The organism is Anaerohalosphaera lusitana (genome assembly GCF_002007645.1).
Classification (GTDB): Bacteria; Planctomycetota; Phycisphaerae; order Sedimentisphaerales; family Anaerohalosphaeraceae; genus Anaerohalosphaera; species Anaerohalosphaera lusitana.
In genome coordinates this window covers 285,254-306,974 of record NZ_CP019791.1, presented here as the reverse complement: position 1 = coordinate 306,974, position 21,721 = coordinate 285,254, and the positions used below count along the sequence as shown (strand labels likewise).

Annotated in this window: 22 protein-coding genes; 12 read left to right on the top strand and 10 right to left on the bottom strand. The window is 52.0% G+C overall.

What is annotated here, in order from left to right; translation table 11 throughout:
- The first annotated feature begins 1 nt into the window (after position 1).
- Genes arsB through STSP2_RS01365 form a run of 5 tightly spaced genes read left to right on the top strand, consistent with a single transcriptional unit; the run spans position 2 to position 3,944 of the window.
- On the top strand, positions 2-1,201 hold the full coding sequence (gene arsB / locus STSP2_RS01385) for an ACR3 family arsenite efflux transporter (protein ID WP_146659145.1): 1,200 nt from the start codon (positions 2-4) through the stop codon (positions 1,199-1,201).
- 20 nt (positions 1,202-1,221) lie between these two features.
- Positions 1,222-2,529, top strand: coding sequence for a permease (locus tag STSP2_RS01380; RefSeq protein ID WP_146659143.1), 1,308 nt, complete (start codon positions 1,222-1,224; stop codon positions 2,527-2,529).
- Positions 2,530-2,566: 37 nt separating this feature from the next.
- Complete coding sequence (locus STSP2_RS01375) at positions 2,567-2,800, top strand: thioredoxin family protein (protein WP_146659141.1); 234 nt, start codon at positions 2,567-2,569, stop codon at positions 2,798-2,800.
- A 26-nt stretch (positions 2,801-2,826) separates the two neighbouring features.
- A complete protein-coding gene (locus STSP2_RS01370) occupies positions 2,827-3,249 on the top strand; it encodes a thioredoxin family protein (protein WP_146659140.1) in 423 nt (140 codons plus the stop codon).
- Entirely contained in the window at positions 3,249-3,944 is a 696-nt protein-coding gene (locus tag STSP2_RS01365) for a cytochrome c biogenesis CcdA family protein (protein WP_146659138.1), read from the top strand. Before STSP2_RS01370 ends, STSP2_RS01365 begins: the two co-directional genes overlap by 1 nt.
- An 83-nt stretch (positions 3,945-4,027) precedes the next feature.
- Here STSP2_RS01365 and STSP2_RS01360 read toward each other — a convergent pair whose 3' ends face one another.
- A complete protein-coding gene (locus STSP2_RS01360; protein ID WP_146659136.1) occupies positions 4,028-4,210 on the bottom strand; it encodes a hypothetical protein in 183 nt (60 codons plus the stop codon).
- A 130-nt stretch (positions 4,211-4,340) separates the two neighbouring features.
- Positions 4,341-5,111 carry a DeoR/GlpR family DNA-binding transcription regulator gene (locus tag STSP2_RS01355; protein ID WP_146659134.1) on the bottom strand — a complete coding sequence of 257 codons (771 nt, stop codon included), beginning with the start codon at positions 5,109-5,111 and terminating at the stop codon, positions 4,341-4,343.
- 522 nt (positions 5,112-5,633) lie between these two features.
- Between STSP2_RS01355 and STSP2_RS01350 the strand changes: the two genes are divergently transcribed.
- The gene (locus tag STSP2_RS01350; RefSeq protein ID WP_146659132.1) at positions 5,634-6,827 is read left to right on the top strand and encodes an AAA family ATPase; all 1,194 of its coding nucleotides are present in this window, start codon (positions 5,634-5,636) and stop codon (positions 6,825-6,827) included.
- A 278-nt stretch (positions 6,828-7,105) separates the two neighbouring features.
- On the opposite strand, the gene purE is transcribed toward STSP2_RS01350, so the two are convergent.
- A complete protein-coding gene (gene purE / locus STSP2_RS01345; RefSeq protein ID WP_146659130.1) occupies positions 7,106-7,615 on the bottom strand; it encodes a 5-(carboxyamino)imidazole ribonucleotide mutase in 510 nt (169 codons plus the stop codon).
- 127 nt (positions 7,616-7,742) lie between these two features.
- Here purE and amrB point away from each other — a divergent pair, with 127 nt between their 5' ends.
- On the top strand, positions 7,743-8,624 hold the full coding sequence (gene amrB, locus STSP2_RS01340; protein WP_146659128.1) for an AmmeMemoRadiSam system protein B: 882 nt from the start codon (positions 7,743-7,745) through the stop codon (positions 8,622-8,624).
- A gap of 546 nt (positions 8,625-9,170) precedes the next feature.
- Here the strand turns inward: amrB and STSP2_RS17235 are convergent.
- The gene (locus STSP2_RS17235) at positions 9,171-9,308 is read right to left on the bottom strand and encodes a hypothetical protein (RefSeq protein WP_169852894.1); all 138 of its coding nucleotides are present in this window, start codon (positions 9,306-9,308) and stop codon (positions 9,171-9,173) included.
- A 365-nt stretch (positions 9,309-9,673) separates the two neighbouring features.
- On the opposite strand from STSP2_RS17235, the gene STSP2_RS01335 reads away from it, so the two are divergent.
- Complete coding sequence (locus STSP2_RS01335) at positions 9,674-12,196, top strand: HzsA-related protein (RefSeq protein ID WP_146659126.1); 2,523 nt, start codon at positions 9,674-9,676, stop codon at positions 12,194-12,196.
- Here the strand turns inward: STSP2_RS01335 and STSP2_RS01330 are convergent.
- The 5 genes from STSP2_RS01330 to STSP2_RS01310 all read right to left on the bottom strand — a co-directional run bounded on the left by STSP2_RS01330 (position 12,179) and on the right by STSP2_RS01310 (position 16,275).
- Positions 12,179-12,511 carry a hypothetical protein gene (locus STSP2_RS01330; RefSeq protein WP_169852893.1) on the bottom strand — a complete coding sequence of 111 codons (333 nt, stop codon included), beginning with the start codon at positions 12,509-12,511 and terminating at the stop codon, positions 12,179-12,181. The genes STSP2_RS01335 and STSP2_RS01330 overlap by 18 nt on opposite strands.
- Before the next feature lie 74 nt (positions 12,512-12,585).
- The gene (locus STSP2_RS01325; protein ID WP_146659122.1) at positions 12,586-13,683 is read right to left on the bottom strand and encodes an RHS repeat-associated core domain-containing protein; all 1,098 of its coding nucleotides are present in this window, start codon (positions 13,681-13,683) and stop codon (positions 12,586-12,588) included.
- 61 nt (positions 13,684-13,744) lie between these two features.
- On the bottom strand, positions 13,745-14,356 hold the full coding sequence (locus STSP2_RS01320; RefSeq protein WP_169852892.1) for a hypothetical protein: 612 nt from the start codon (positions 14,354-14,356) through the stop codon (positions 13,745-13,747).
- A gap of 99 nt (positions 14,357-14,455) precedes the next feature.
- A complete protein-coding gene (locus STSP2_RS01315; RefSeq protein ID WP_146659118.1) occupies positions 14,456-15,745 on the bottom strand; it encodes an RHS repeat domain-containing protein in 1,290 nt (429 codons plus the stop codon).
- 104 nt (positions 15,746-15,849) lie between these two features.
- Positions 15,850-16,275 (bottom strand): acyl-CoA thioesterase, encoded by a 426-nt coding sequence (locus STSP2_RS01310; RefSeq protein ID WP_146659116.1) that lies wholly within the window; start codon positions 16,273-16,275, stop codon positions 15,850-15,852.
- 289 nt (positions 16,276-16,564) lie between these two features.
- Between STSP2_RS01310 and STSP2_RS17920 the strand changes: the two genes are divergently transcribed.
- Complete coding sequence (locus STSP2_RS17920) at positions 16,565-17,719, top strand: peptidylprolyl isomerase (RefSeq protein WP_146659114.1); 1,155 nt, start codon at positions 16,565-16,567, stop codon at positions 17,717-17,719.
- 179 nt (positions 17,720-17,898) lie between these two features.
- The gene (locus STSP2_RS01300; protein ID WP_146659112.1) at positions 17,899-18,762 is read left to right on the top strand and encodes a DUF1571 domain-containing protein; all 864 of its coding nucleotides are present in this window, start codon (positions 17,899-17,901) and stop codon (positions 18,760-18,762) included.
- Positions 18,763-18,956: 194 nt separating this feature from the next.
- Here STSP2_RS01300 and STSP2_RS01295 read toward each other — a convergent pair whose 3' ends face one another.
- On the bottom strand, positions 18,957-19,373 hold the full coding sequence (locus STSP2_RS01295) for a hypothetical protein (RefSeq protein ID WP_146659110.1): 417 nt from the start codon (positions 19,371-19,373) through the stop codon (positions 18,957-18,959).
- Positions 19,374-19,704: 331 nt separating this feature from the next.
- Here STSP2_RS01295 and STSP2_RS01290 point away from each other — a divergent pair, with 331 nt between their 5' ends.
- Positions 19,705-20,859 (top strand): iron-containing alcohol dehydrogenase, encoded by a 1,155-nt coding sequence (locus STSP2_RS01290; RefSeq protein ID WP_146659108.1) that lies wholly within the window; start codon positions 19,705-19,707, stop codon positions 20,857-20,859.
- Positions 20,843-21,706: a sensor histidine kinase gene (locus tag STSP2_RS01285; RefSeq protein ID WP_146659106.1), complete on the top strand. Its 864-nt coding sequence runs from the start codon at positions 20,843-20,845 to the stop codon at positions 21,704-21,706. Before STSP2_RS01290 ends, STSP2_RS01285 begins: the two co-directional genes overlap by 17 nt.
- Positions 21,707-21,721 lie beyond the last annotated feature (15 nt).

Sequence of the window (21,721 nt, the reverse complement as noted above, 5' to 3'; positions counted from 1 at the left end):
CATGAGCGAGAAACTCGATACTAAGAATATGAGCATTTTTGAGCGGTATCTTACGGTGTGGGTACTGCTTTGTATCGCGGGCGGTATAGTGCTGGGCAAGGTTGCGCCGGGAGTTGCGCAGACTCTTGACGGCATGGCGATATATGTTAACAAGGCTCCGGTGATCTCGATACCGATCGCGGTGTGTCTGTTCTTTATGATGTATCCGATCATGGTGAAGATCGATTTCGGCGAGGTGGTTAAGGCGGGCAAGAGTGTCAAGCCCGTGGGGCTGACGCTGATCTTGAACTGGGCAATAAAGCCGTTCACGATGTACGGGATCGCGGTGTTTTTCCTGGGGACCTTGTTTTATGGTTTCATTGGGCCCGACGCGATGGATGTCGTGAAGCTGCCGATGGGGGCCGGGGTGGAAGTAGGCGATGTTTATGGCGCGGGTACGGTGATCATGCAGGACGGGGTGAAGATGCTGGAGGTGCCGTTGTGGCGGAGTTATCTGGCGGGATGCATTCTGCTGGGGATCGCGCCTTGTACCGCGATGGTGTTGGTGTGGGGGTATCTGTCGCGGGGTAATGACGGGCATACACTGGTGATGGTGGCGATCAATTCGCTGACGATGCTGGTGCTGTATGGCGTGCTTGGCGGATTTTTGCTGGGTATCGGTAAGCTGCCCGTGCCGTGGGAGGCACTGCTGCTGTCGATAAGTGTTTATGTTGCGCTGCCGTTGGCGGCGGGATATTTTTCGCGACGGCTGATCATAGCGCACAAAGGAGAGGCGTGGTTCAAGGAAAAGTTTTTGCACATGCTGACGCCGGTGACGATCATTGCGCTGCTGGTGACGCTGGTGCTTCTGTTTTCGTTCAAGGGCGAGGTTATACTTGATAATCCGCTGACGATCGTGTGGATCGCTGTGCCGTTGTTCATTCAGACGGTGCTTATATTCGCAATCGGATACGGGCTGAGTAAACTGCTGAAGCTGCGTTATGAGGATGCGGCTCCTACGGCGATGATCGGTGCGTCGAATCATTTCGAGGTTGCGATCGCGACGGCGGTGATGCTGTTCGGATTGTCATCTGGTGCGGCGCTTGCGACGGTGGTCGGTGTGCTGATCGAGGTGCCTGTGATGCTGATGCTGGTGAAGTTCTGTCTGCGGACGAAGGGCTGGTTCGGCGAGGCGGAAATGGTTGAAAATGTTAGCGAATAGATTGCTGGGAAGGTATTGCATTGAGCTGGAAAAGTGAATGGAAAAAGCTGGCGGCTATTGTGGTCGCGTTTGTCGGTGCTTTCTATCTGCCTGTTGGGTGGGAGCGGTTTGAGAATTCGATAATCGAGTCGCTTGCATTGGTGCGGTGGTATGCGAGGGAGCATGTTCTGCTTTGTCTGGTGCCTGCGTTTTTTATAGCGGGCGCGATCTCGGTTTTCGTTAGCCAGGCATCGGTGATGAAGTATCTTGGCGCGAAGGCGAACAAGGTGCTTGCGTATGGTGTTGCGTCGGTTAGCGGGACGATCCTTGCGGTGTGTTCGTGTACGGTTCTGCCTTTGTTTGCGGGCATTTATAAGATGGGTGCGGGGATCGGGCCGGCGACTGCGTTTTTGTATTCGGGGCCTGCGATAAATGTGCTTGCGATTGTGCTGACGGCTCGGCTGCTGGGGGCGGAGCTTGGGATCGCGCGTGCAGTGGGGGCTATAATTTTCAGCGTGGTGATCGGGCTGGCGATGAGTTTTATCTATCGCAAGGAAGAGATTGAAAAAGCTAACGGTGAGATGGTTGTGCCGGACGATGGGGACAGTCGGCCTTTGTGGCAGGACGCTCTGTATTTTGCGAGTATGGTGGGCGTGCTGGTGTTTGCGAACTGGGGTAAGCCCGGTGAGGACAGCGGCGCTGTTTGGCGGTGGATATATGATGCGAAGTGGGTGATCACGAGCGGTTTTGCGGCGGCGTTCGGTGTGATTCTTATCGCGTGGTTTAAGCTGGCATGGTGGAAGATCGGGGCGACGGCTGTGCCGGTTGCGGTGACCGCGATGCTTTGGCCCGATCATGCGATGATCCCGTTCGTTATAGGTGTGATCGGACTGAGCGTGATCACGAGTACGAGCGGGGGCGAGACCGAGGAGTGGTTCGAGTCGAGCTGGGGATTCGCGAAGCAGATACTGCCGCTGCTGCTGGGCGGTGTGCTGGTTGCGGGTTTTCTGCTGGGTCGGCCCGAGTCGGAGGGGATGATACCGTCGGAGTGGGTCGCGAAGGCTGTGGGGGGTAATTCGATATGGTCGAATCTGTTCGCGTCGGTTGCGGGTGCGTTTATGTATTTCGCGACGCTGACGGAGGTTCCGATTTTGCGCGGGCTGATCGATTCGGGGATGGGGAAGGGTCCTGCGCTTGCGCTGCTGCTGGCGGGGCCCGCGTTGTCGCTGCCGAACATGCTGGTGATAAGGAGCGTAATGGGTACGAAGAAGACGGCTGTGTATGTGGGGCTGGTGGTGGTAATGGCCACGATCTCCGGGATCACATACGGCACATTTTTTAGTACATAAAGATTGCACGTGAGATTTTTGTGAAAGGTTTAACGCGATGAAAAAGATTAAGGTGCTTGGGACGGGTTGTCCGAAATGCAAGAAGCTGGCGGAGAATGCCGAGGCGGCTGCGAAGACGGCTGGCGTGGAGTATGAGCTGGAGAAGGTAACGAAGCTCAACGACATAATGGCGTTCGGTGTGATGGTCACGCCGGGGCTGGTGATCGACGGTGAGGTCAAGGCGAGCGGTAAGGTTCCGTCCGTGGATGATATCGTTGCGATGCTGAAGTAGTTTAGTGTTCAAACGAGGTTATTGTAATGAAAGAGCAAACACGTAATACGCTGATCATTTTTGCTGTGGTTGCGGCGGTGCTTGGTGTGCTGATTCTCAAGCAATACAATCAGCAGCAATTCGTGACAGAGCTGCGGGGAGATGAGATAGTTGGTGCGGGTAAGCCTGCGATGCTGGAGCTGGGGTCGCATGAGTGTAATGCCTGCAAGGAGATGATGCCGGTGATCGATGAGCTTGCTAAACGTTATGGGGAGAAGGTGGCTGTCGGTTTTGTGGATGTGAAGGCTGAAGAGTCGTACCAGGAGAAGTATGATCTGAGCAGGATACCGACGCAGATATTTTTTGACGGTGAGGGGAATGAGGTCTTTCGGCACATAGGGTTTTATCCGCTGGAGGATATCGTGGAGAAGTGGGCCGAGCTTGGGGTGGAACTGAGCGGGGTTAAGTGATGGAGCGACTTTTTACCGAACTGACGCACGCGGTTGAGGGGGTGTGGTGGCTGGGCCTGACGGGTGCGTTTTTGTGGGGCGTGGTGAGTATCGTTCTGAGTCCGTGTCACCTGGCGAGTATTCCGCTGGTGGTGGGCGTGATCTCGCAGCAGAAGGACGGCGGGGCGAGAAGGTCGCTGTATATATCGCTGGTGTTTTCGCTGGGGATCATGCTGACGATCGGGGCAGTGGGGGCGGTTACGGCGATGGCTGGTCGGCTGATGGGAGACGTCGGGCCGATGGGGACATATGTGGTTGGGGCGGTGTTCGTTGTGTTCGGGCTGGTGATGATGGGTGTGGTGAATATTCCGTGGCTGAGCAGTGGACAATTCGGTGCGGGGTCAGGCAGCCTAGGAGCGGCGTTTGTGCTTGGTTTGATATTCGGGATCGCGGTTGGGCCTTGCACGTTTGCGTATATGGCGCCGATGCTGGCGGTGGTGTTCGAGTGTGCGTCTGAGAATGCGGTTTATGCGGTTTCGCTGGTGATGCTGTATGCTGTCGGCCATTGCGGAGTGATAGTGGGAGCGGGTGTGAGCAGTGATGCAGTGGGGCGGTATCTTGGATGGCACGAGAGGTCTCAGATTGGGGGTGTGCTTAAAAAGGCTGTGGGAGGCATTATTGTGTTGTGCGGACTGTATCTTCTTTATAAGGCTTGATAAGTCGGCACAAGGGCTGTCACGGTTGCGGAGATGCTGTGAACACCCATTGCTATAAGATTATTGGATACCCTGGGGAATTATTAGAAGTCGTAGACCTGCTGGGCGATCTTGAAGCCCGCGTCGAGCACTTTCGGGAAGTCCGGGTCGGTCGAGTTGGTAATGCTGTGTGACTGGAGGAATTCCTTTGCCAGGGCTGCTGCATCGGAAAAACCCTCGGTCTGCACCTTCTTCTCCATCCATTCCATGATCTCTTTTTCAGTCATCTTTTTGACTCCTGAAACCAGAATCAACACCACTGATTTAAAACTATACCACAATTTGACTTTTATTGCCAGTAGTTATGTCGGCAGAAGGGGCGGGGATATTGCGAGAAAATGGTGAAAATTGCCGAATTCACTCGCCGTAGATGAGTTGGACATTCTCTTCGCGTGCCGTTTGACGCCAATTTGGGCCTGGGTCTCGGTTGGTGACGATGTAGTCGAGCTGGTTGATGTCGGCGATCTGGTAGAGGGCGGGATTGTCGAATTTTGTGTTGTCGCCGACGAAGATGACCTTTGAGGCTCGCTTGATGACGAGCTTTGTGAAGCTTACAGTAACGACGTCTGCGCCGCTGATGCCCGCTTCGAGGCTGATGTCGTCTGCGCCCGTAAAGGCTTTAAAGCCAGCGAGTTGCGCGATGGTCGCTTCTGCTGCAGGTCCTATCATGTCCATGCGGTCGGGGCGGTACTGGCCGCCGGTGAGAATGATGCGGTGCTGGGTCATGTCGTGGAGGCGGCGCATGAGGAAGAGCGAGTTGACGATGATGGTGAGCGATGAATGGTTGGTCAGGTGGGGTATGATCTCGTTGCAGGTGGTGCCGGCTTCGAGGTAGATGTTGTCGCCGTCATTTATGAGACGGCTTGCGAGTTCGCCGATGGTTTTTTTTGCGGAAAGATTTCGAGTTTTGCGGAAGTTTACTGGTGCATTTAATTCTGGTCTGCCCGCGAGGACGGCTCCGCCGTAGGTTTTTTTCAGGAGGCCCTGTTTCTGGAGTTGGGTGAGATCGCGGCGAATTGTTACTTCGGTGACGCCGAGTTCGGAAGCAATTGACGCAACCTGAATACGCCCAAGGGAGCGGAGCTTGTCGAGTATGTACTGGTGTCTGCTTTCTGCTAATAATCCCATGCCAAAGTCCTCAATAAAGGTTACGACTATGATACACAATCGGAAAGATGAATCAAGTGATTTTTGTTCGATGCTGTTTGTTTTGGTGTTATTGTGGTGCAGGGGTTGGACGGGCACTAACTCTTATCTGCTTATTAAAGGCGGACAGATATTTAGAGGATTCGAGCAGAAAATAGGATTGCCAGGCTTGTTGAGCAGAGTTAGGTTAATGAGTCAGGGGGGGAAAAGGCTGTTATCAGTATTCTCAGAGGCTTTGGAAATCGGGAGTTTGTGGTGAAGATGCTTGGCAATTCTACAGGTTCAGACCGTTGAGTTGGGAGTCCTGGTAGAGTGATATCGACCGATTCGGGTTTTGAGGTCTTATAATTGTGCTGATTTCGTGGTTTTTTCGGGTTTTGTCCGATAAAAATTTAAAGGATTGGGCGAATAGATGCCGAAAAACCGGATATAAGATTCGAGATGGGTTTTCAACACTGATATTTTGGTTTTTGCAGTTCTGAGTAGCATAATCAGGGAGAAATAATGAGAACGATCGCAGTGGTAAATCAAAAGGGTGGTTGCGGCAAGACAACCGTATCGATCAATCTGGCGAGTGCGCTGGCAGCACGCGGTTTGCGGACCTTGCTGGTAGATATGGATCCGCAGGGCCACTGTGCTGTTGGTCTGGCTGTGCCCGAAGAGCAGATCGAGCAGAGCATCTATGACGTAATGGTAGGCGAGAGCTGCGGTGAGCCGCTGCGAATTTCAGAGATGGTCTGGAAGATATGCGACAATTACGATCTGGCGCCGGGAAGTATCGATCTGGCTGCGTTCGAGCAGCAGATGGCAGGCGTGGAAGATCGTGAGGAATGTCTAAAGCGAGCTTTAAGCGAGGTTGCAGGTGATTATGATTATGCAGTGATCGATTGTCCGCCTTCAGTTGGGTCGTTGACTTTTAACGCTATAAAGGCATCTTCGGATGTGATCGTTCCGGTTGATACGGGTTACTTCAGTCTGCACGGGCTTAGTAAGCAGCTTTCGACGCTGAGCGTGCTGTCGCAGCAGTGCGATAATGAGATCAACGTGATGGTTCTGGCGAGCATGTATGATGTTCGTACGAAGATGGGGCGGGAGATACTCGGTGAGCTGAAAAAACATTTCGGCGACAAGATGTTCAAGACGGTCGTTAATTTCAATACGAAATTGAAAGAGGCGGCGAGTCTCGGTCAGCCGATCAGTGAATATGACCCTGCGAGCAAGGGGTGCAAGGATTTCAACGCGTTGGCGGATGAGCTGGTGAGTACAGATAGCCGTGCCGAAAGGGCGGAGATGGTCGAGAGCCTGCAGGCGAAGCTGGATGCCATCAGCGCAAGTGCGGACGAGCTGCTGGCGACGGCGGGAGTTACAGAAACGAGTACCGCCAGTGCTACTGCTACGATGGATGAGAAGCTGGCTGATTTTTACGGTGTTAGGAAGTTGGACGATGCTGTGGTGTTCGTGAGTCTTTATCCGCGGGCCGAGGAGGTTCAGATCGCGGGTGACTTTAATGGCTGGCAGCCGGAGAAGACCCCGATGCAGAAGGGTGAGGACGGAACCTGGCATGTCAAGCTGCCGCTGGCGGCTGGGCGTTACAGGTATCGGATGGTCGTTGACGGCCAATGGCAGCAGGATCCGTACAACGAGATCACCGAGATGAATCCTTTCGGCGAGTGCAATTCAGTGGTTGAGGTGCATTAGTCTCATGTAAGGAATATAAGCAACGCTTCCGGTTGGGCCGCCGCAGAATTTAACAGTCGCGCCTCCGACGAACTATCCGTTGGGTTCATTCTCGGCGAACTGTGAAATTATGCGGCTGGAAACTTTGGAAACAATAGGGTGAACCGTTTTCCGATGTTTCGTGATGAACCGAAAATAGACATATGAAAAAGGGCTGGCGTCTTATGACGACCAGCCCTTTTGTATTTTAGCTATATCCAGGGCCAATTAAAATGGCCTTTCAGCGGTAAGTCGAGTTTCTATTTTTGCAGTGCCGCGTCCTTGTCGAGGACCTTTTGGGTCTGGGCCTGGCGGAAATCGCTGAGTTTGGCTGCGACTGCTTCGTCGCTCAGTGCGAGGATCTGAGTTGCGAAGATAGCGGCGTTTTTTGCGCCTGCTTTGCCGATCGCCATCGATGCGACGGGTACGCCGGGGGGCATCTGCACGGTGCTGAGCAGGGCGTCGAGACCGCAGGGGCCCGTTGAGGCCTGCATTGGAACGCCGATGACGGGCAGTTCGGTTCGGCCTGCGATGGAGCCTGCCAGGTGTGCGGCCATGCCTGCTGCTGCTATGATGACCTTTATGCCGTTTTTGGCTGCGTTGGCAGCGAATTCGTCGGCTGCTGCGGGGGTGCGGTGAGCCGAGATAACTCGCACAGTTGGGGTCAGGCCGAAATCCCTGAGCTGGTTGATGCAGCTTTCCATTACGGGCATGTCCGAATCGGAACCCATTACTACTGCTACCTGTGGATTTTTATTTTCTGTTGCCATCTTTTTTCCTTTTCTCAATCAGAGAGTTTACTTAGATTGGATGTTATATTGGTGTGCCAGGCGTTTTTGTCCTAGCGGATCGGTATAGTAACGGCAGATGTGATCTAATGCAAGAGGGAGGTGCAACATGGAAGCTAGAAAACCGGCAGTGGCGGGACAGTTTTATGCGGGAAGCAGCAAAGGGTGTCTTGCAGAGGTTGAGGAATGCATTTCTGTTCGCAAGATCAAGACCGAGCTGCCCGGTCCGATAATTGGGGGCATTGTTCCGCATGCGGGGTGGGTTTTCAGCGGTGATCTGGCGGGGATGGTGTTCTCGGCGGTCCGCCAGGTGAACATCGATGTTGATACGTTTGTGATGTTCGGTGCGGTGCACACGTATTTGAACAAGTATGCGGCTGTTTATGACAGCGGACGTTGGGCGACGCCGATGGGGGAAATCGAGGTGGACGAGGAGCTTGCGAACGCGATCATAGACGATACCTCCTGTGCGGTTGCTGATAAGGATATTCACCGGGGTGAGCACAGTATTGAGGTTCAGTTGCCGTTCATACAGTATCTTTTTAAGGATGCGAAGATAGTGCCGATCATGGTACCGCCGACGGAGTTTTCGCTGGAGCTGGGTAAGAACGTTGGCGAGATAATCAAGGGTATTGGTGACAGGAAGAAGATTGTGTGTATCGCATCGACGGATCTGACGCATTATGGGCCGAGGTATGGATATACGCCACAGGGGACTGGTAAGAAGGCGCTGCAGTGGGCGAAAGATACGAACGATCAGGAGTTTATCGACCTGGCGACGAGCATGCAGGGGCGGCAGTTGCTGATCAAGGCTGAGGAGGACTGGAACGCGTGCGGGCCGGGGGCCGCTGCTGCGGTGGTCGAGGCATGTGCTGCGCAGGGCAGGGAGAAGGGGGTAATGCTGGCGCATTCGCACAGTATGGAGGTTATGGAGGCGAAATTCGGTGAAACTGGAGATGAGAGTGTGGGTTATGCTGCGATAGTGTTTTAGGCTAATCGCCGGGTTGAGCCGCCGCAGAATTTAACAGCCGCGCCTCCGACGACTTTGAGGAGGGCCCATTCTCGGCGAACTGTGAAATTATGCGGCTAATGATTCGGTAAACAGGACGTGGATTAAAACTTTGGTTCCAGGATTCTCGATGAAATGTCTTTTAGGGGTAGCTGGTGGAGGTGATTCGAGGCGATTTGCTGCTTGGGGAGGGGCGGTTGTTTGACGGGGATTTTGTTGTATCCGTCTTGTTTTCCCCGTATGGGAGAAAAACGTTCTCTCATTTGGGGTCTCGGCGGCCCTCGTTCCTGAACCACGTAGCGTGGTTTTCTGCAATTGAAGGAGTCAGATGAAGATTTTCTGGTCCTCGGCGACATTTTCGTTTTCCCCTAACTAATGGTTTTGGCAACTAAACTATAATAAACAATTCTGGGTGTGGGTAAAAATCCGGTTAAATTTTTCGTAGTTTTTGTTTCGGCGGCGGTCGGGGTGTCTCGGCTGGGTTCGTCGGTGGTTCTGTGCGGCTGATTTTGGTGGTTGATCGGCGATTCATTTTGTGGTGTCCTCGGCAAGGTATTTTGGGATTTTGGTGCTGGTAAGAAGTTTTCCGGGTTTGGGAGCCGGTGGGTCCCTGCCGTGGATCTGGCCGTCTGGTTTGCTGTATATTCGAGTATCGGCAAATCTCATTTTATCCCCCAGTGTCAAACTGCTTAAGTGATCATTGTCTTAATCAACTGAATGTAATTGTATTACTATCAGGCTTTTAGTTCAAGAAATCGCTAAGAAATTATTAAGATATTGGTTGGTTTAATCTGGATTCGCAGTTGGCTGGTTTGATATGAGCGATATTATAGGGCTGTGATATTTGGCCGGGGCACGTTTTTTTGTTGTATGTATGTTGAAGCGATCTGAAAATGAAGGTGCCGGCACCGTGCTTAATCGGACTTGCGGTTTGGTTTGCGGTTGTGCGGGCGGTCGAGGCAGGGTATAAATGCGGTGCGGGCCGTGCGTTTGCGGTCAAATTGAAGTGGGTTGAATAAGAGGGGTAAAGATTGGCTGGTAGATCAAAGACAGGGTTGGCGTGGGCGGTAATGGCGGGTTTTCCGGTGTTGGTCTGGATTGCTTTTTTCAGTGAGCCTGCAGATGCGCAGAACGGCGGGGGCGGAGAAGCTCCTTTGGAACAGATGAAATGCCTCGAGGCAGCTATCCGTGATCTGGAGGAGACATTTGGCGAGGATTATGCGGGCGAAGATTTTCTAGAGCGTCTGAATGAGCTTCAGGATCGTTTTGATGAGGCGGAATACAAATCGCTTAAACGTGAGGCGCTGAGGGCAAACCCATTGGTCAGCGGCCAGCCGATTCTTTATGTGGTCCGCAGTCAATATCTGCCTGATCATCACAATACGGCAACGATCTTTCAGAGCAATGAGATAAATGCAGCGAGTTTTCGCGGGGGCGGGGCTCTCAAGACCGTCGATCTGAAGACGGGGAAGGTGGAAACGCTGGTCGAGCAGCCTGATGGATTGGTTAGAGATCCGGAGGTGAGCTATAGCGGCGACAAGATCGTCTTTTCGATGAGAAAAGGTCCTGGGGATGATTACAGTTTGTATGAGATCGGCTCGGACGGTGAATCGCTGAGGGCGCTGACCGGCGCGGAGAAGGTTTCGGATATCGATCCTTTCTATCTGCCTGACGGGCGGATCGGGTTTTCATCTACACGGGAGCCGAAGTACTGTATGTGCAACCGGCACATTATGGCGAATCTGTTCGTGATGGATGCGGACGGGGCGAATATACATCAGATCGGCAAGAGTACGTTGTTCGAAGGGCATGGCAGTGTGATGGCGGACGGGCGGATACTGTATGATCGATGGGAATATGTGGACCGTAATTTCGGCGATGCTCAGGGCTTGTGGACGGTTAACCCTGACGGAACGAGTCATGAGGTATATTTCGGAAACAATACCGGTTCACCGGGCGGGGTGATCGATGCGCGGGCTATACCGGGGACCGACCTTGTGCTTTGTATACTTGGTTCGTGCCATGATCGGCCGTGGGGGGTGATGGCGATGCTGGATCGCAATCGGTCCGTTGACGGGCGGGAGGCTGTTCTGCGTACATGGCCGGCGAAAGCGGCAGGGATGGTTGATGAGAAAGCCAACAATGCGTGGGATAAAATGCTGTGGCTCAAGCCGAAGTATGAGGATCCGTATCCGCTGTCGGAGAAGTATTTTCTCTGTTCGCGGATGACAGGTGAGGGTGAGAAGATGGGCATTTACCTGGTGGATGTTTTCGGCAATGAGTTGCTGCTGCATGCGGAAGGGGCGGGCTGTTTTGATCCGATGCCGGTCGGGCCGCGTGAGACGCCGGCGGTTATTACCAGGCGGAGGGATTTTTCCAGCGAGTCGGGGAAGTTTTATGTGATGGATGTGTATGAGGGGACGCATATGGAGGGTGTGCAGCGGGGCGAGGTGAAATATCTGCGGGTGGTGGAGTCGCCTGAGAAGCGGTACTGGACGCACACTTCCTGGGGAGGGCAGGGCATACAGTGCCCGGCGGTAAACTGGCACAGTTTTGAGACCAAGCGGATACTCGGGACGGTGCCTGTGGAGGAGGATGGGTCGGCGTATTTCGAGGTGCCCGCGGATACGTTTGTTTATTTTCAGTTGCTGGATGAGGATAAGCGGATGATCCAGTCGATGCGGTCGGGTACGATGATCCAGCCGGGCGAGACGGTGGGGTGCACGGGTTGTCATGAGAACCGACTGGCTGCGCCTCCAGTTGTGAATAAAACCCCGGAGGCGGTGAGGCGTAAGGCTGATTCTATGTCCGGCTGGTATGGTTCGCCGAGGAAGTTCAGTTTTATGAAGGAGGTTCAGCCGGTACTGAGTAAGAATTGTGTGAGCTGTCATGATTACGATGAGAAGGCAGGTGGTAAGCTGAATCTGGCAGGTGACAGGACGAACACCTTTAATACGTCGTATAATGAGTTGTGGCGGAAAGGGTATATAAAGGCGATCGGTGCGGGGCCTGCTCAGATCCAGCCTGCCAAGTCGTGGGGCGCACGTGTCAGTAGGCTGATGGAGGTTCTGGAGGCTGGGCATGGGGAGGTTGAACTAACCGAGGAGGAGATGGACCGGATCGAGACGTGGATCGACATAAATGCGGTCTACTACCCGGTTTATAGTTGTGCATACCCGGATAATGTTGCTGGGCGGTCGCCGCTGGATACCGATCAGATCAAGCGGCTGGGTGAGCTTACGGGGGTGGACTTTAACAGCCATGCCAGTTTCAGGGGGAATAAGGGGCCTCTGATAAGTTTTGATCGGCCGGGGAAAAGTCTGTGTCTGGAGATGATCGATGATGAGGGTAAACGGCGGGAGGCGCTGGCTATAATTGAGGCGGGCAAGGCTAAGCTGGAGCAAAGGCCTCGGGCGGATATGGACGGCTATGTTCCCTGTGAGAAGGACCTGCGCCGGCAGGAATTTTACGAGAAACGCGAAGAAATTGAACGGGCCAATCGGAAGGCGATCAGGGAAAAGGCGAAGAAATACGATTCAGATTTCACGGAGTGAGTCGAGGCGTCGGTCGGTGAATGTGTTTTTAAATTCGTTGTCCAGTGCGCTGGTGGTCGAGGTGGTGTCGTCGGCGGTTAGCCATGTGCCGTCGGTGCCCTTGTCGGTGTAGACGGTGGCCTGGCCGTAGGCGTTGTATTCGTAGCGTTCGACGGTGCTGCCGTTGGTGTCGAGCAGCGCAACCGGGCTGTAGAGATGATCCTGGAGGTAGTAGACGGAGCTAGTTCCGCCCGCAGCCAGCACCTCGTCGATGTAGTTGCCGTATGCGTAAAGCTGTTTCATTTTCATGACGTTGGAATCGACGTATTCTTGCATTTACTGGCAACTTGGCCGTTTATAAGTCTTTTCATAGCAGAGGTTTACATAGAAAGGTGTCTGACCCCTTTACTTCATCCGTAACCACCATTAATAATCCAGTCTATAGCGTGGGCAGGAAGATAGAAAGGCCCTAATATTTCTCCTTGATAGGTGTGTTGCTCTTCATGATTACCATATGTTGGCAACCATGGGAGTGGCCGGAAGTTTGTTCCGCCCTCTTCACCTTGTTTACCGCAGCCTTCTCCGTAAATCATAGAGTTGCCAAATGTTATTGCAGTTGCCTCTTCAGTCCATGGCGAATAAGTGAAGTTAATACCATTGTGCCCAAAATGCGGCCACTCTCCGCCGAAACCTACGCCTATAAAGCCAAATCCAAGTCCAATTGCGGTGTTCGGAGAGTTCCAAACCTTGCCGATTACTCCCGGTGCAATCTCTATCAGGCTGCCTCCAATGTCTACTACGCCACCAATGACACCGCCACCAATATCGACCACGCCTTTGCCAATTCCACCAATGATTTCGCTCCCTCCATCAATTATGCCGCCAACAACGTCATCAATAAACAAGCCTGCAGGGTCAACATAAACGAGAGGTCTGCTTTGGCAATACTGATACAGATTCAATCCATTTATGTATTTAGCTGGATCCCTCGTCAGGAATCTTCCCATTTGGGGGTCGTAGTAGCGGTGGCGGTATTGCATCAGGGGCAGCTGGTTGGCGTGGAGTGAGTCGAGGCGTCGGCCGGTGAATGTGTATTCGTTGGCGATGATGGGCGAGCTTGTTGTGGAGGTGTTGTCGTCGGGGGTTAGCCATGTATTGTCGGTGCCCTTGTCGGTGTAGACGGTGGCTTGGCCGTAGGCGTTGTATTCGTAGCGTTCGACGGTGCTGCCGTTGGTGTCGAGCAGCGCGACCGGGCTGTAGAGGTGATCCTGTATGTAATAGTGTGAGTCTGTGTCGTCGGACATCTTCAATGCCTCGTCAATGTAATTGCCGTAGACATATTGCTTCGCCATATATGTGCCGTGCATACCCACCTCGTACTCCTCCAGCACCTGCCAGTTGTCGTTGTAGAAGTACAGCCGGGTCTCGCCGATGTCGTGTTTGATCCTGCGGATGCGTCGGCCGAGTGCGTCGTAGTCCGCCGCAAAGGATCGCTGTGACTGCTGCACTTAACTATCGGCCTTGCCCAGGTCGATTGCTAAAATAGTTTCAATGCCAGATATAAGTTTCTTAATTCACCTCATTTTCTTTTTTCAACAGATCCGGGTTTGGATGCAGTACATATTCTTCATCAAAGCCAATTTTTACCCGTGATCTAAGCGATAGATCCTTAATATCAATTAGCTTGCCTGTGTAATCCCCATCTTTGACTGTGGCATAAATGGTATGCGACATCGGCCACATTAACGTACCCCAACCAATGATTTTTGTACACTCAAGTTTTGTTCCGGCCTTTATGATACCTTTAATTTGAGGCCATTCTTCGGGTGCATCTCTATACTGTTCTATACTGTCCGGAGAGCTATAGATCAGACCTCTAACGCAATAAGTCAGTTCTCGAGGAGGCACGCCGGCATACATTCTGATTTTACTGTTATATGTTTCAGGAGGATCTCTTTTCAAAAAGATATCATGGAGCAATACATAAGTTTGCCCCTCGCTATAGCCTCCCCAAAATGCCTGCTTTCCGGAAATATCTTTTTCGTACGTTCCAATTAAGTCCGCTCCTGGCCAGCAACCGCACACTGGAACAATAAATACACAGCAAGCGACAACTGTAAGCAAATTTCGAGTGCATATCATCATTTTTTCCTTACAAATGTGAGCATAGTTAACAACCACGGGTTAAGACCCGTGGCATAGCCGTTTCGGGCTTTGCCCGCCCGCCTTTGGCGGATAACTTCATCTACGGGTTGACACCCGTAGAATTGCGGTGGAATATTAAAAATCTCTAATTACACCTCCACCATTTCCGCCTGGTCCGATACCCGGCGTCGCTCCTGGGCAAGGATCGGGACAGTTGCCATTTTCTTGACCCTTTTCCCAAGAAGCATCTCCATGATCATCAACCGCACCATAATACGTGTCCGCAATTTTCTCCTTACACCAATCGGCTCTGGGATTCCCAAACCAGTCCTTTTCGTCGCCATATTTGGCATCACATGCAGCATACATGGCATCGCGGAAGGCATCATCGCATTCTTCCTTATCTGCACGACAACCATTGGGGCCTTCGCCTCCATAGCAATCATCGTGTGCTTTACATGCTTCCGTGAAATTAGCACCACCAAAAGGCCACGGATCATCTGGGACGATAATCCCTCCGATAAAACCCGGACCACATTGACCGAACAAACCTGCCGGATCGAGGTAAATTAGCGGTGCTGAGTATGTATATTCGTACAAATTTTGGCCAGTAAACAAATTAAGGCCTAACCAATGAGCAGCGTAAGGACTCATTACTGTTTCCTTGCTGTTCGGTACAATCCCCAATGGATCCCTTGTCAGGAATCTGCCCATTTGGGGGTCGTAGTAGCGGTGGCGGTAGTACATCAGCTTGAGCTGGTTGGCGTGGAGTGAGTCGAGGCGTCGGCCCGTGAATGTGTATTCGTTGAAGTTCGGGGATCGGTCATAGGTTGTCGAGAATGAAGCGTCCCAGATAGTGGCATTGCCGTAAGCATCGTATTCGTATCGCTCAGCGATGCTGCCGTTATAATTCAAGAGTGCAGCCGTGCTGTAAAGATGATCCTGGATGTAGAAGAAGGTGGCACCGCCGCTCCTGACCAGCGGTTCATCAATGTAGTTGCCGTAAACGCAACGCCATACCATACCCGAGCCAGAAGAACCTATCGAATACTCTTCCAGCACCTGCCAGTTGTCGTTGTAGTAGTACAGCCGGTTTTGCCATCCCTGACTGTCATATTTGCCCCGGCGGATGCGTCGGCCGAGTGCGTCGTAGTCGAATTCAGCGACGGTGACGCTTTGGCCGGGGTTGGTGACCTTGACGAGGCGGTTTTCGTAGTCGTACTCGTACTCGAAGCCGCGATGGTCGGCGGTCATGTTGCCTGCGTTGTCATAGGTGAGGGAGACGGAGTCGATGGAGGCGTACTCGTTGGCCGCGTAAGGCTGTACCACGTACGTATCCGTGGTGTTGTCGCGAAGGCCGACCGTGCCGCGGTTGCCAAGGTCGTCCATGCCGAAGGACTCGGTTGTGGTGTCGTGATACGGCATAACGAACACATTATATCGGGAGGGGTGGGTATTTCAACGGTTTTTTGGGGCCAGCGGCTAGAGAAAGGTGTGTCAATCGAGATATGCTGTGCCGGTTGGGGGTGTCAGTCTTCCGGGAACATGAATTCGGGCATTCGGCAGACCTTTCCCTGTTTGTCGATGCAGGCGAGGGTGGTGGTGCCTTCTGCGAGGGTGACGCCGGTTTCGGCGCGTTTGAGTTCGTAGTGGTGTTCGACGCGGGCGTTTGTGGTCTTTGTGCAGGTGGTTATCAGGAGGAGTTTTTCGTCGTAAAACGCTGGGCGACGGTACTTTACGGTCATGTCGGAGACGACGAAGAAGACGCCTGCCTTTTCGAGTTCGCTGTATGCGAGGCCGTTGTCGCGGAGCAGTTCTGTGCGGCCTACCTCGAAATATATGGGGTAAACGGTGTGGTGTACGACGCCGCCCTGGTCGGTTTCGACGTAGCGGGGGACGATCTGGGTGGTATTGCTGTCAACTGTTACGTTTTGGGGGAAATGTTCTGTACTCATTGCTCTGGAATTCCGACAACTAGATTACGTAGGCTGATAATGTGAGAAAATCACGGAAAATCCATTAGAAATTATGCACAAAAAGCGGGTTTTGCAAGTAAAAAGACCAAATCCCAATCGTCAACAGTATGGCGGGTGCGGGGCGGTTTGCCTGAGGCGGGGGCGCAAATTGTTTTTGTTTCTTGACTTATGAAGTTGTATATCGCAGAATTGTTAGTTCGAGCTGCTGTAAGCTGATGCAGGTTTTTGAGGCAGCTTGGGAATGTTAATTTAGAATGAGAGGTAAAGTATGAGACTTAAGTATTGGGTGATCTCTGTTGTTTTGATGTTCGCAGTGGGCCAGGCGGCTGTTTTTGCTGCCGAGGGCGAAAAGGCCAAAGAATGTGAAGGCGGTTCTTGTCCGCTGACCAAGAAGGCTGACTGTGAGAAGCAGGAATGTCCTGAGGGCGGTAAAGAGAAGTGCGACAAAGATTGCGATAAGTGCGGGACAAGTGAATGTCCCAAGGTGATGGCCACGGTTAACGGTGATGCGATCACGGTTGCAGAGCTGGATAAGCAGCTTGAGCCGCAGTTTGAGCAGTACAAGAAGATGGGCCGTGAGGTTACCGACAGGATCAAGAATATGATGCGTTTTCGTGCTGCTCAGGGCAAGATCACTGAAAAGCTGATCGCAGAGCAGATCGAGGAAGAGGGCATCAAGGTTACCGAGAAGGATATCGATGCGAAGATCGCTGAACTTGCTGAGCAGAACAACATGACTGTTGAGGAATTTCTCAAGGCTCAGGAAGAGCGTGCGGGTGTGAGTGAGAAAGAGTTCCGCAAGAGAGCAAAGCTCGGTACCGGCTTTGAAAAGCTGATGGAGAAGGTCAGCGCGAAAGAGGATCTCGGGGTCAGTGAGGAAAAGGCCAAAGAGGTCTATATGAATCAGCCGGTACAGGTCCAAGCTAGTCATATTCTAATCGATACGAGAGAGAAGGATGAGGCTGCTAAGGCTGAGGCGAAGAAAGAGATCGAAGCCATTCTGGCTGACGTCAAAGACGGCGGCGATTTTGCTGAAATAGCCAAAGAAAAGTCTGATTGTCCTTCAGGCCAGCGCGGCGGGGATCTCGGATTCTTCACTAAGGAAAAGATGGTGCCTGCTTTCTCGAATGCGGCATTTGCAATGGAAGTCGGCGAAGTGAGCGACGTTGTCGAGACGCAGTTCGGTTATCACATCATCAAGGTTACCGACCGTAAAGCGCCTGATGCGAGCAAGTTTGACGAAGAGAAAGAGCAGATCATGGCCCAGGAAGAGCAGAAGAACAAGAGCCAGTTTGCTCAGACCTACATACAGAATCTTGCTGAGAATGCCGAGATCGAGTGGAACGAGGAGTATGATCCTCGTCAGCAGATGCCTCAGCGTCCCGCGCAGCCAGTAAGCAAAGGTGGCGCTCAGGATAAATAGATCAGTTTAGAGCGACATTAAGGCCGTCACGGTTGCTGCTGTGGCGGCTTTTTTTGTGTTTGTTGGTTTGGAAAGCTTTGCCTGCTGATAATAAGTGTATTTACAGGAAACTAACAAACAAAACGGCTGTGCAACAGTAAAATGGTTGTAACCAAGTCTTTTATTGTGGAGTTTGAGATATGGAAACTTTTAGACGGTCGCTTTGTTTTGGCCTGTCGGGCGGGGTTGAAGTTGGCATAGCGTTTTTGCTATTATTGGGGGCAGCAGTTTTTGCCGGCAGTGAGCAGGATGTTCGTGCGAGACGTCATTTGAAGTTCTGGAACGAACGCGAAGGCGTAAGTGCTGAGGATGCGCGTGGAGGAGTGGATCCGAATATTATCGAGCTGGCGAAGATGGATCAGATCTCTTTGTACAAAAAAGCGATCAAACATTACGATGAGACAATACGGGATTATACCGGCAAGCTGATGAAGCATGAGCGTGTTAACGGTGAGCTGAGGAAAAAGCAGGTCGTGCGGTTCAAGTTCAAGGAAGATCCGTTTTCTGTTTACATGGAATGGGTCAAGAATGCAGGGTCGGCTGACAAGGTGCTTTATGTCGAGGGTGAGAACGACGGTAATATGGTCGTGCATCCGACTACTTTGTTCGGTTTGATAAAGTCTGTAGAGCGAGCGCCCGATTGTAAAGAGGCGATGGAGGAGAACAGGTATCCGGTGACGATGTTTGGATTTCGAAGGATGATGGCCAATTCGCTTGCGATGTATGAGATGGCGGATGAGAAAGGTGAGCTGGAGACAGTGTTTTTGGGCATCACGGACGTTGACGGACGCAAATGTCTCGCGATCGAGGGCAGGCTTCCGGATAAGAAACGGTATGACCGTGCGAGGGTGGTCGTTCAGCTCGATGTTGAGCGGCTGGTGCCTTTAAATGTTATAAGCTTCAACTGGGACGGCGAGCTTCTGGGTAGATATAAGTTTAGTGATCTGAAGTTCAATACTGGTTTGAGTGAGGCAGAATTTGAGGCAGAGAATAACGGATTATAATCTCGGTGGACGGATAATACGATTTTTTGAGCGCAAACTTAACCATGTCTGGATAGTGTTTCACAGGGCACCATCCAAGCGTGAAGTTCTCCTACTGGTTATTCTTTTTCTGATAGGATTCTATTAATTCTGCGCGCAACTAGTATTTTTGTGAGAAAATGCACCCAAGCGGTAGAACCAGTGCCCCCCGGTTGCTATCGTCTAACCCTTATCCATCTGCCCGCGGCAGTGGTGTCATAGTTCGGGATGAACTCAGCTTCATCTTCGCGTTCTGCCTGATAGGTTTCTTCGTCCAAATCTTCTTTTGAGACGAATGGCGATTGAATCGCTTTCCATGTACCTGCCAGGCCCGAACCTATTGCACGTCCTGTATCACCCACGAACTTGCGAGGTCCTGCGAGCAGATCCTGCTGCTGTTGTTGACGTTCAACGGCTGGGCTTCGCCTTATCCATCGTCCGGCCGCGGTAGTGTTGTAGTTTGGGATGAACTCGGCCGACCTTTCGTAGGTGCTTTCGGACCTACCTTGATTGTGTTCGGCGGCTATCGCGGGTACGGCAATTATCGCCAACAACGCCAGTAGTGCAGTCCATTTCATTGCTTTTGAACTCATGGTGTTCTCCTTTCCTCAATGTGAAATCTTTAGTTCAGAACTATTAGTAATACGGCGGATGGCGCATCAGGGGTTTTCTGAAATCTTCAATTTTAATACGTATTTCGGGTTTGGCAGGATATATATTAGTATTTTTGCAAAAATAAGTGATTTTGCAGATTTTATTTGTGGATTGTGCTTGCTGGATTACGTTTTATGAGTTAATTTTTTATTAGTAGCGTAGCTAGGTTTGATGCTGGTCATTATGGCGTTAGCTGAAAAATCTGGCTTTTGCTTTGCAATCGGGGATTTGAAATCGTCCATATTCGCAGATTTGCGAGGTCTGAGGACAATGTCGGGGATTGGCGAGTCAATTTTCAAGTTTGTCTGTCCTGAAGTTGTTTTTGGGGTAGGCAGCAGGGGGTATGCGGCACGGTACGCATTCAATACAGGTATGAGTTCTGTGCTGTTGGTCAGTGATGAGGGTGTATTCGAGGCAGGATGGGGCAGGGAGGTAGTTGAGTGCCTGGAGGAGGCGGGACTTCATGTCGCAGTTTACACGGATGTGACACCCAACCCTAAAGATTACGAGGTTATGAAGGGGGTGGAGATATATCAATATGCCGAGTGTGACGGTATAATTGCGGTAGGGGGAGGCAGCGTGATTGATTGCGCAAAGGGTATCGGTGTGGTGGTGAGTAACGGGGGCGATATAAAGGGCTATGCGGGGGTGGATACGATCAGAAAGCCTGGGCCGCCTTTGATCTGTGTACCGACGACGGCTGGTACTGGGGCGGATGTCAGTCAGTTTGCTGTCATAACGGACAGCTTTACAAAGGAGAAGATGTGCCTGGTGAGCAAGACACTGGTGCCGGATGTTTCGCTGGTGGATCCGGAGACGACCTGCACCATGGACAGGGGGTTGACCGCGGCTACCGGGATGGATGCATTTGCGCATGCAATCGAGGCTATCGTTTCGAACGGCAGTTCCCATTTGACCGAGCTACACGCTACTGAGGCCATCAAGCTGATACATACCTATTTCGAAAAGGTTTGCGAGAATCGTGATGATATGGAAGCAACGGTAGGCATGATGCTGGCAAGTACGCATGCGGGGATGGCGTTTTCGAATGCGAGTCTGGGTCTTGTGCATGCGATGGCTCATGCGCTGGCGGGTGTTGTTGACGTGTCTCATGGGGTTTGCACTGCGATGGTGCTGCCATACGTCATGGATTACAATATGGCTGCGGCTGAGGATAAATACAAGCTGGCTGCTGAGGCGATGGGTGTTGATGGTGATGATGCAGAGTGGATGGAAGATATGAGTGTTGAGGTTGGAAAGCTGCTCGGGAATATCGGCGAATCGAGCGGTTTGCGGGAGGCCGGTGTGAGCGAAGACGATATTGGGGGAATGGCGGATAAGGCGATGAAGGATGCGACAATCGTGACCAATCCGCGTAAGCCTACGAGGCAGGAAGTAGAGATGATATATGAGCGAGCAATGTGATCGCAAATCATGGGAGGAGCTGCGGGAGAAGATACTGGGTCTTGGTGAGAGGAGCACCCGGAAGAGCTATTATCCTGAATTGCGGCGGCGGCTGGATGAGCTGCGGTCGAAAAATGCTGAGTTGGAGAGCATACTTTATGTGACAAGTCATGATCTGAAGTCGCCTCTGGTGAATCTGAAGGGATTTGGAGAGGAATTGAAAGACAATTGTGAGCGTTATCATGAGATTTTGGAAGAGTTGCAGTTGGAGGGGGAGCAGGCAGAGGAGGCAGCTCAGTTGAGAGAGAACGTTGAGCTTTCACTTCATTATATCGACGCGAGTGTGCAGAAGATCGATATGCTGCTGAACGGATTGCTGAGGTTGTCGCGGCTGGGTAAGGTTGAACTTGTTTGGCAGCAGATCGAGCCGAAGGATATAGTGAATGATATTCTTGAGTCGATGCGGTATCAGCTTAGGGAGGCAGGCGCTCAAATACATGTAGAAGATCTGCCGAGCTGTTGGGGCGATGCTGAGCAGGTGAATCATGTGTTTTCGAATCTTATAGATAATGCGCTGAAGTACTGTCACCCAGAGCGGAAGGCGGAGATCGAAATTGCAGGAGAGAACTGCGGTGCGGAGTGTCTGTACCGGGTTTCGGATAATGGGGTGGGCATCAGTGAAAAAAACAGGGAGAGGGTTTTTGAGATATTTCACAGGTTGATACCGGATCATGCCAGCAGGGGTGAGGGGTTGGGGTTGTCAATCGTCAAAAGGATCATGCAGAGGCATGGGGGTAAGGTCTGGGTGGAGTCGGAAGAAGGGGCGGGCTCGACTTTCTATCTGACGTTTCCGGCGTACGGGCCTTGAGGGTTTCTGTGCGGG

What these genes read in the sequence shown, in the direction of transcription:
- arsB (WP_146659145.1), top strand. Translation starts at nt 2, where the DNA reads ATGAGCGAGAAACTCGATACTAAGAATATGAGCATTTTTGAGCGGTAT.
- STSP2_RS01375 (WP_146659141.1), top strand. Translation starts at nt 2,567, where the DNA reads ATGAAAAAGATTAAGGTGCTTGGGACGGGTTGTCCGAAATGCAAGAAG.
- STSP2_RS01370 (WP_146659140.1), top strand. Translation starts at nt 2,827, where the DNA reads ATGAAAGAGCAAACACGTAATACGCTGATCATTTTTGCTGTGGTTGCG.
- STSP2_RS01365 (WP_146659138.1), top strand. Translation starts at nt 3,249, where the DNA reads ATGGAGCGACTTTTTACCGAACTGACGCACGCGGTTGAGGGGGTGTGG.
- STSP2_RS01360 (WP_146659136.1), bottom strand. Translation starts at nt 4,210, where the DNA reads ATGACTGAAAAAGAGATCATGGAATGGATGGAGAAGAAGGTGCAGACC.
- STSP2_RS01355 (WP_146659134.1), bottom strand. Translation starts at nt 5,111, where the DNA reads ATGGGATTATTAGCAGAAAGCAGACACCAGTACATACTCGACAAGCTC.
- STSP2_RS01350 (WP_146659132.1), top strand. Translation starts at nt 5,634, where the DNA reads ATGAGAACGATCGCAGTGGTAAATCAAAAGGGTGGTTGCGGCAAGACA.
- purE (WP_146659130.1), bottom strand. Translation starts at nt 7,615, where the DNA reads ATGGCAACAGAAAATAAAAATCCACAGGTAGCAGTAGTAATGGGTTCC.
- amrB (WP_146659128.1), top strand. Translation starts at nt 7,743, where the DNA reads ATGGAAGCTAGAAAACCGGCAGTGGCGGGACAGTTTTATGCGGGAAGC.
- STSP2_RS17235 (WP_169852894.1), bottom strand. Translation starts at nt 9,308, where the DNA reads ATGAGATTTGCCGATACTCGAATATACAGCAAACCAGACGGCCAGATC.
- STSP2_RS01330 (WP_169852893.1), bottom strand. Translation starts at nt 12,511, where the DNA reads ATGCAAGAATACGTCGATTCCAACGTCATGAAAATGAAACAGCTTTAC.
- STSP2_RS01315 (WP_146659118.1), bottom strand. Translation starts at nt 15,745, where the DNA reads ATGCCGTATCACGACACCACAACCGAGTCCTTCGGCATGGACGACCTT.
- STSP2_RS01310 (WP_146659116.1), bottom strand. Translation starts at nt 16,275, where the DNA reads ATGAGTACAGAACATTTCCCCCAAAACGTAACAGTTGACAGCAATACC.
- STSP2_RS17920 (WP_146659114.1), top strand. Translation starts at nt 16,565, where the DNA reads ATGAGACTTAAGTATTGGGTGATCTCTGTTGTTTTGATGTTCGCAGTG.
- STSP2_RS01300 (WP_146659112.1), top strand. Translation starts at nt 17,899, where the DNA reads ATGGAAACTTTTAGACGGTCGCTTTGTTTTGGCCTGTCGGGCGGGGTT.
- STSP2_RS01295 (WP_146659110.1), bottom strand. Translation starts at nt 19,373, where the DNA reads ATGAGTTCAAAAGCAATGAAATGGACTGCACTACTGGCGTTGTTGGCG.
- STSP2_RS01290 (WP_146659108.1), top strand. Translation starts at nt 19,705, where the DNA reads ATGTCGGGGATTGGCGAGTCAATTTTCAAGTTTGTCTGTCCTGAAGTT.
- STSP2_RS01285 (WP_146659106.1), top strand. Translation starts at nt 20,843, where the DNA reads ATGAGCGAGCAATGTGATCGCAAATCATGGGAGGAGCTGCGGGAGAAG.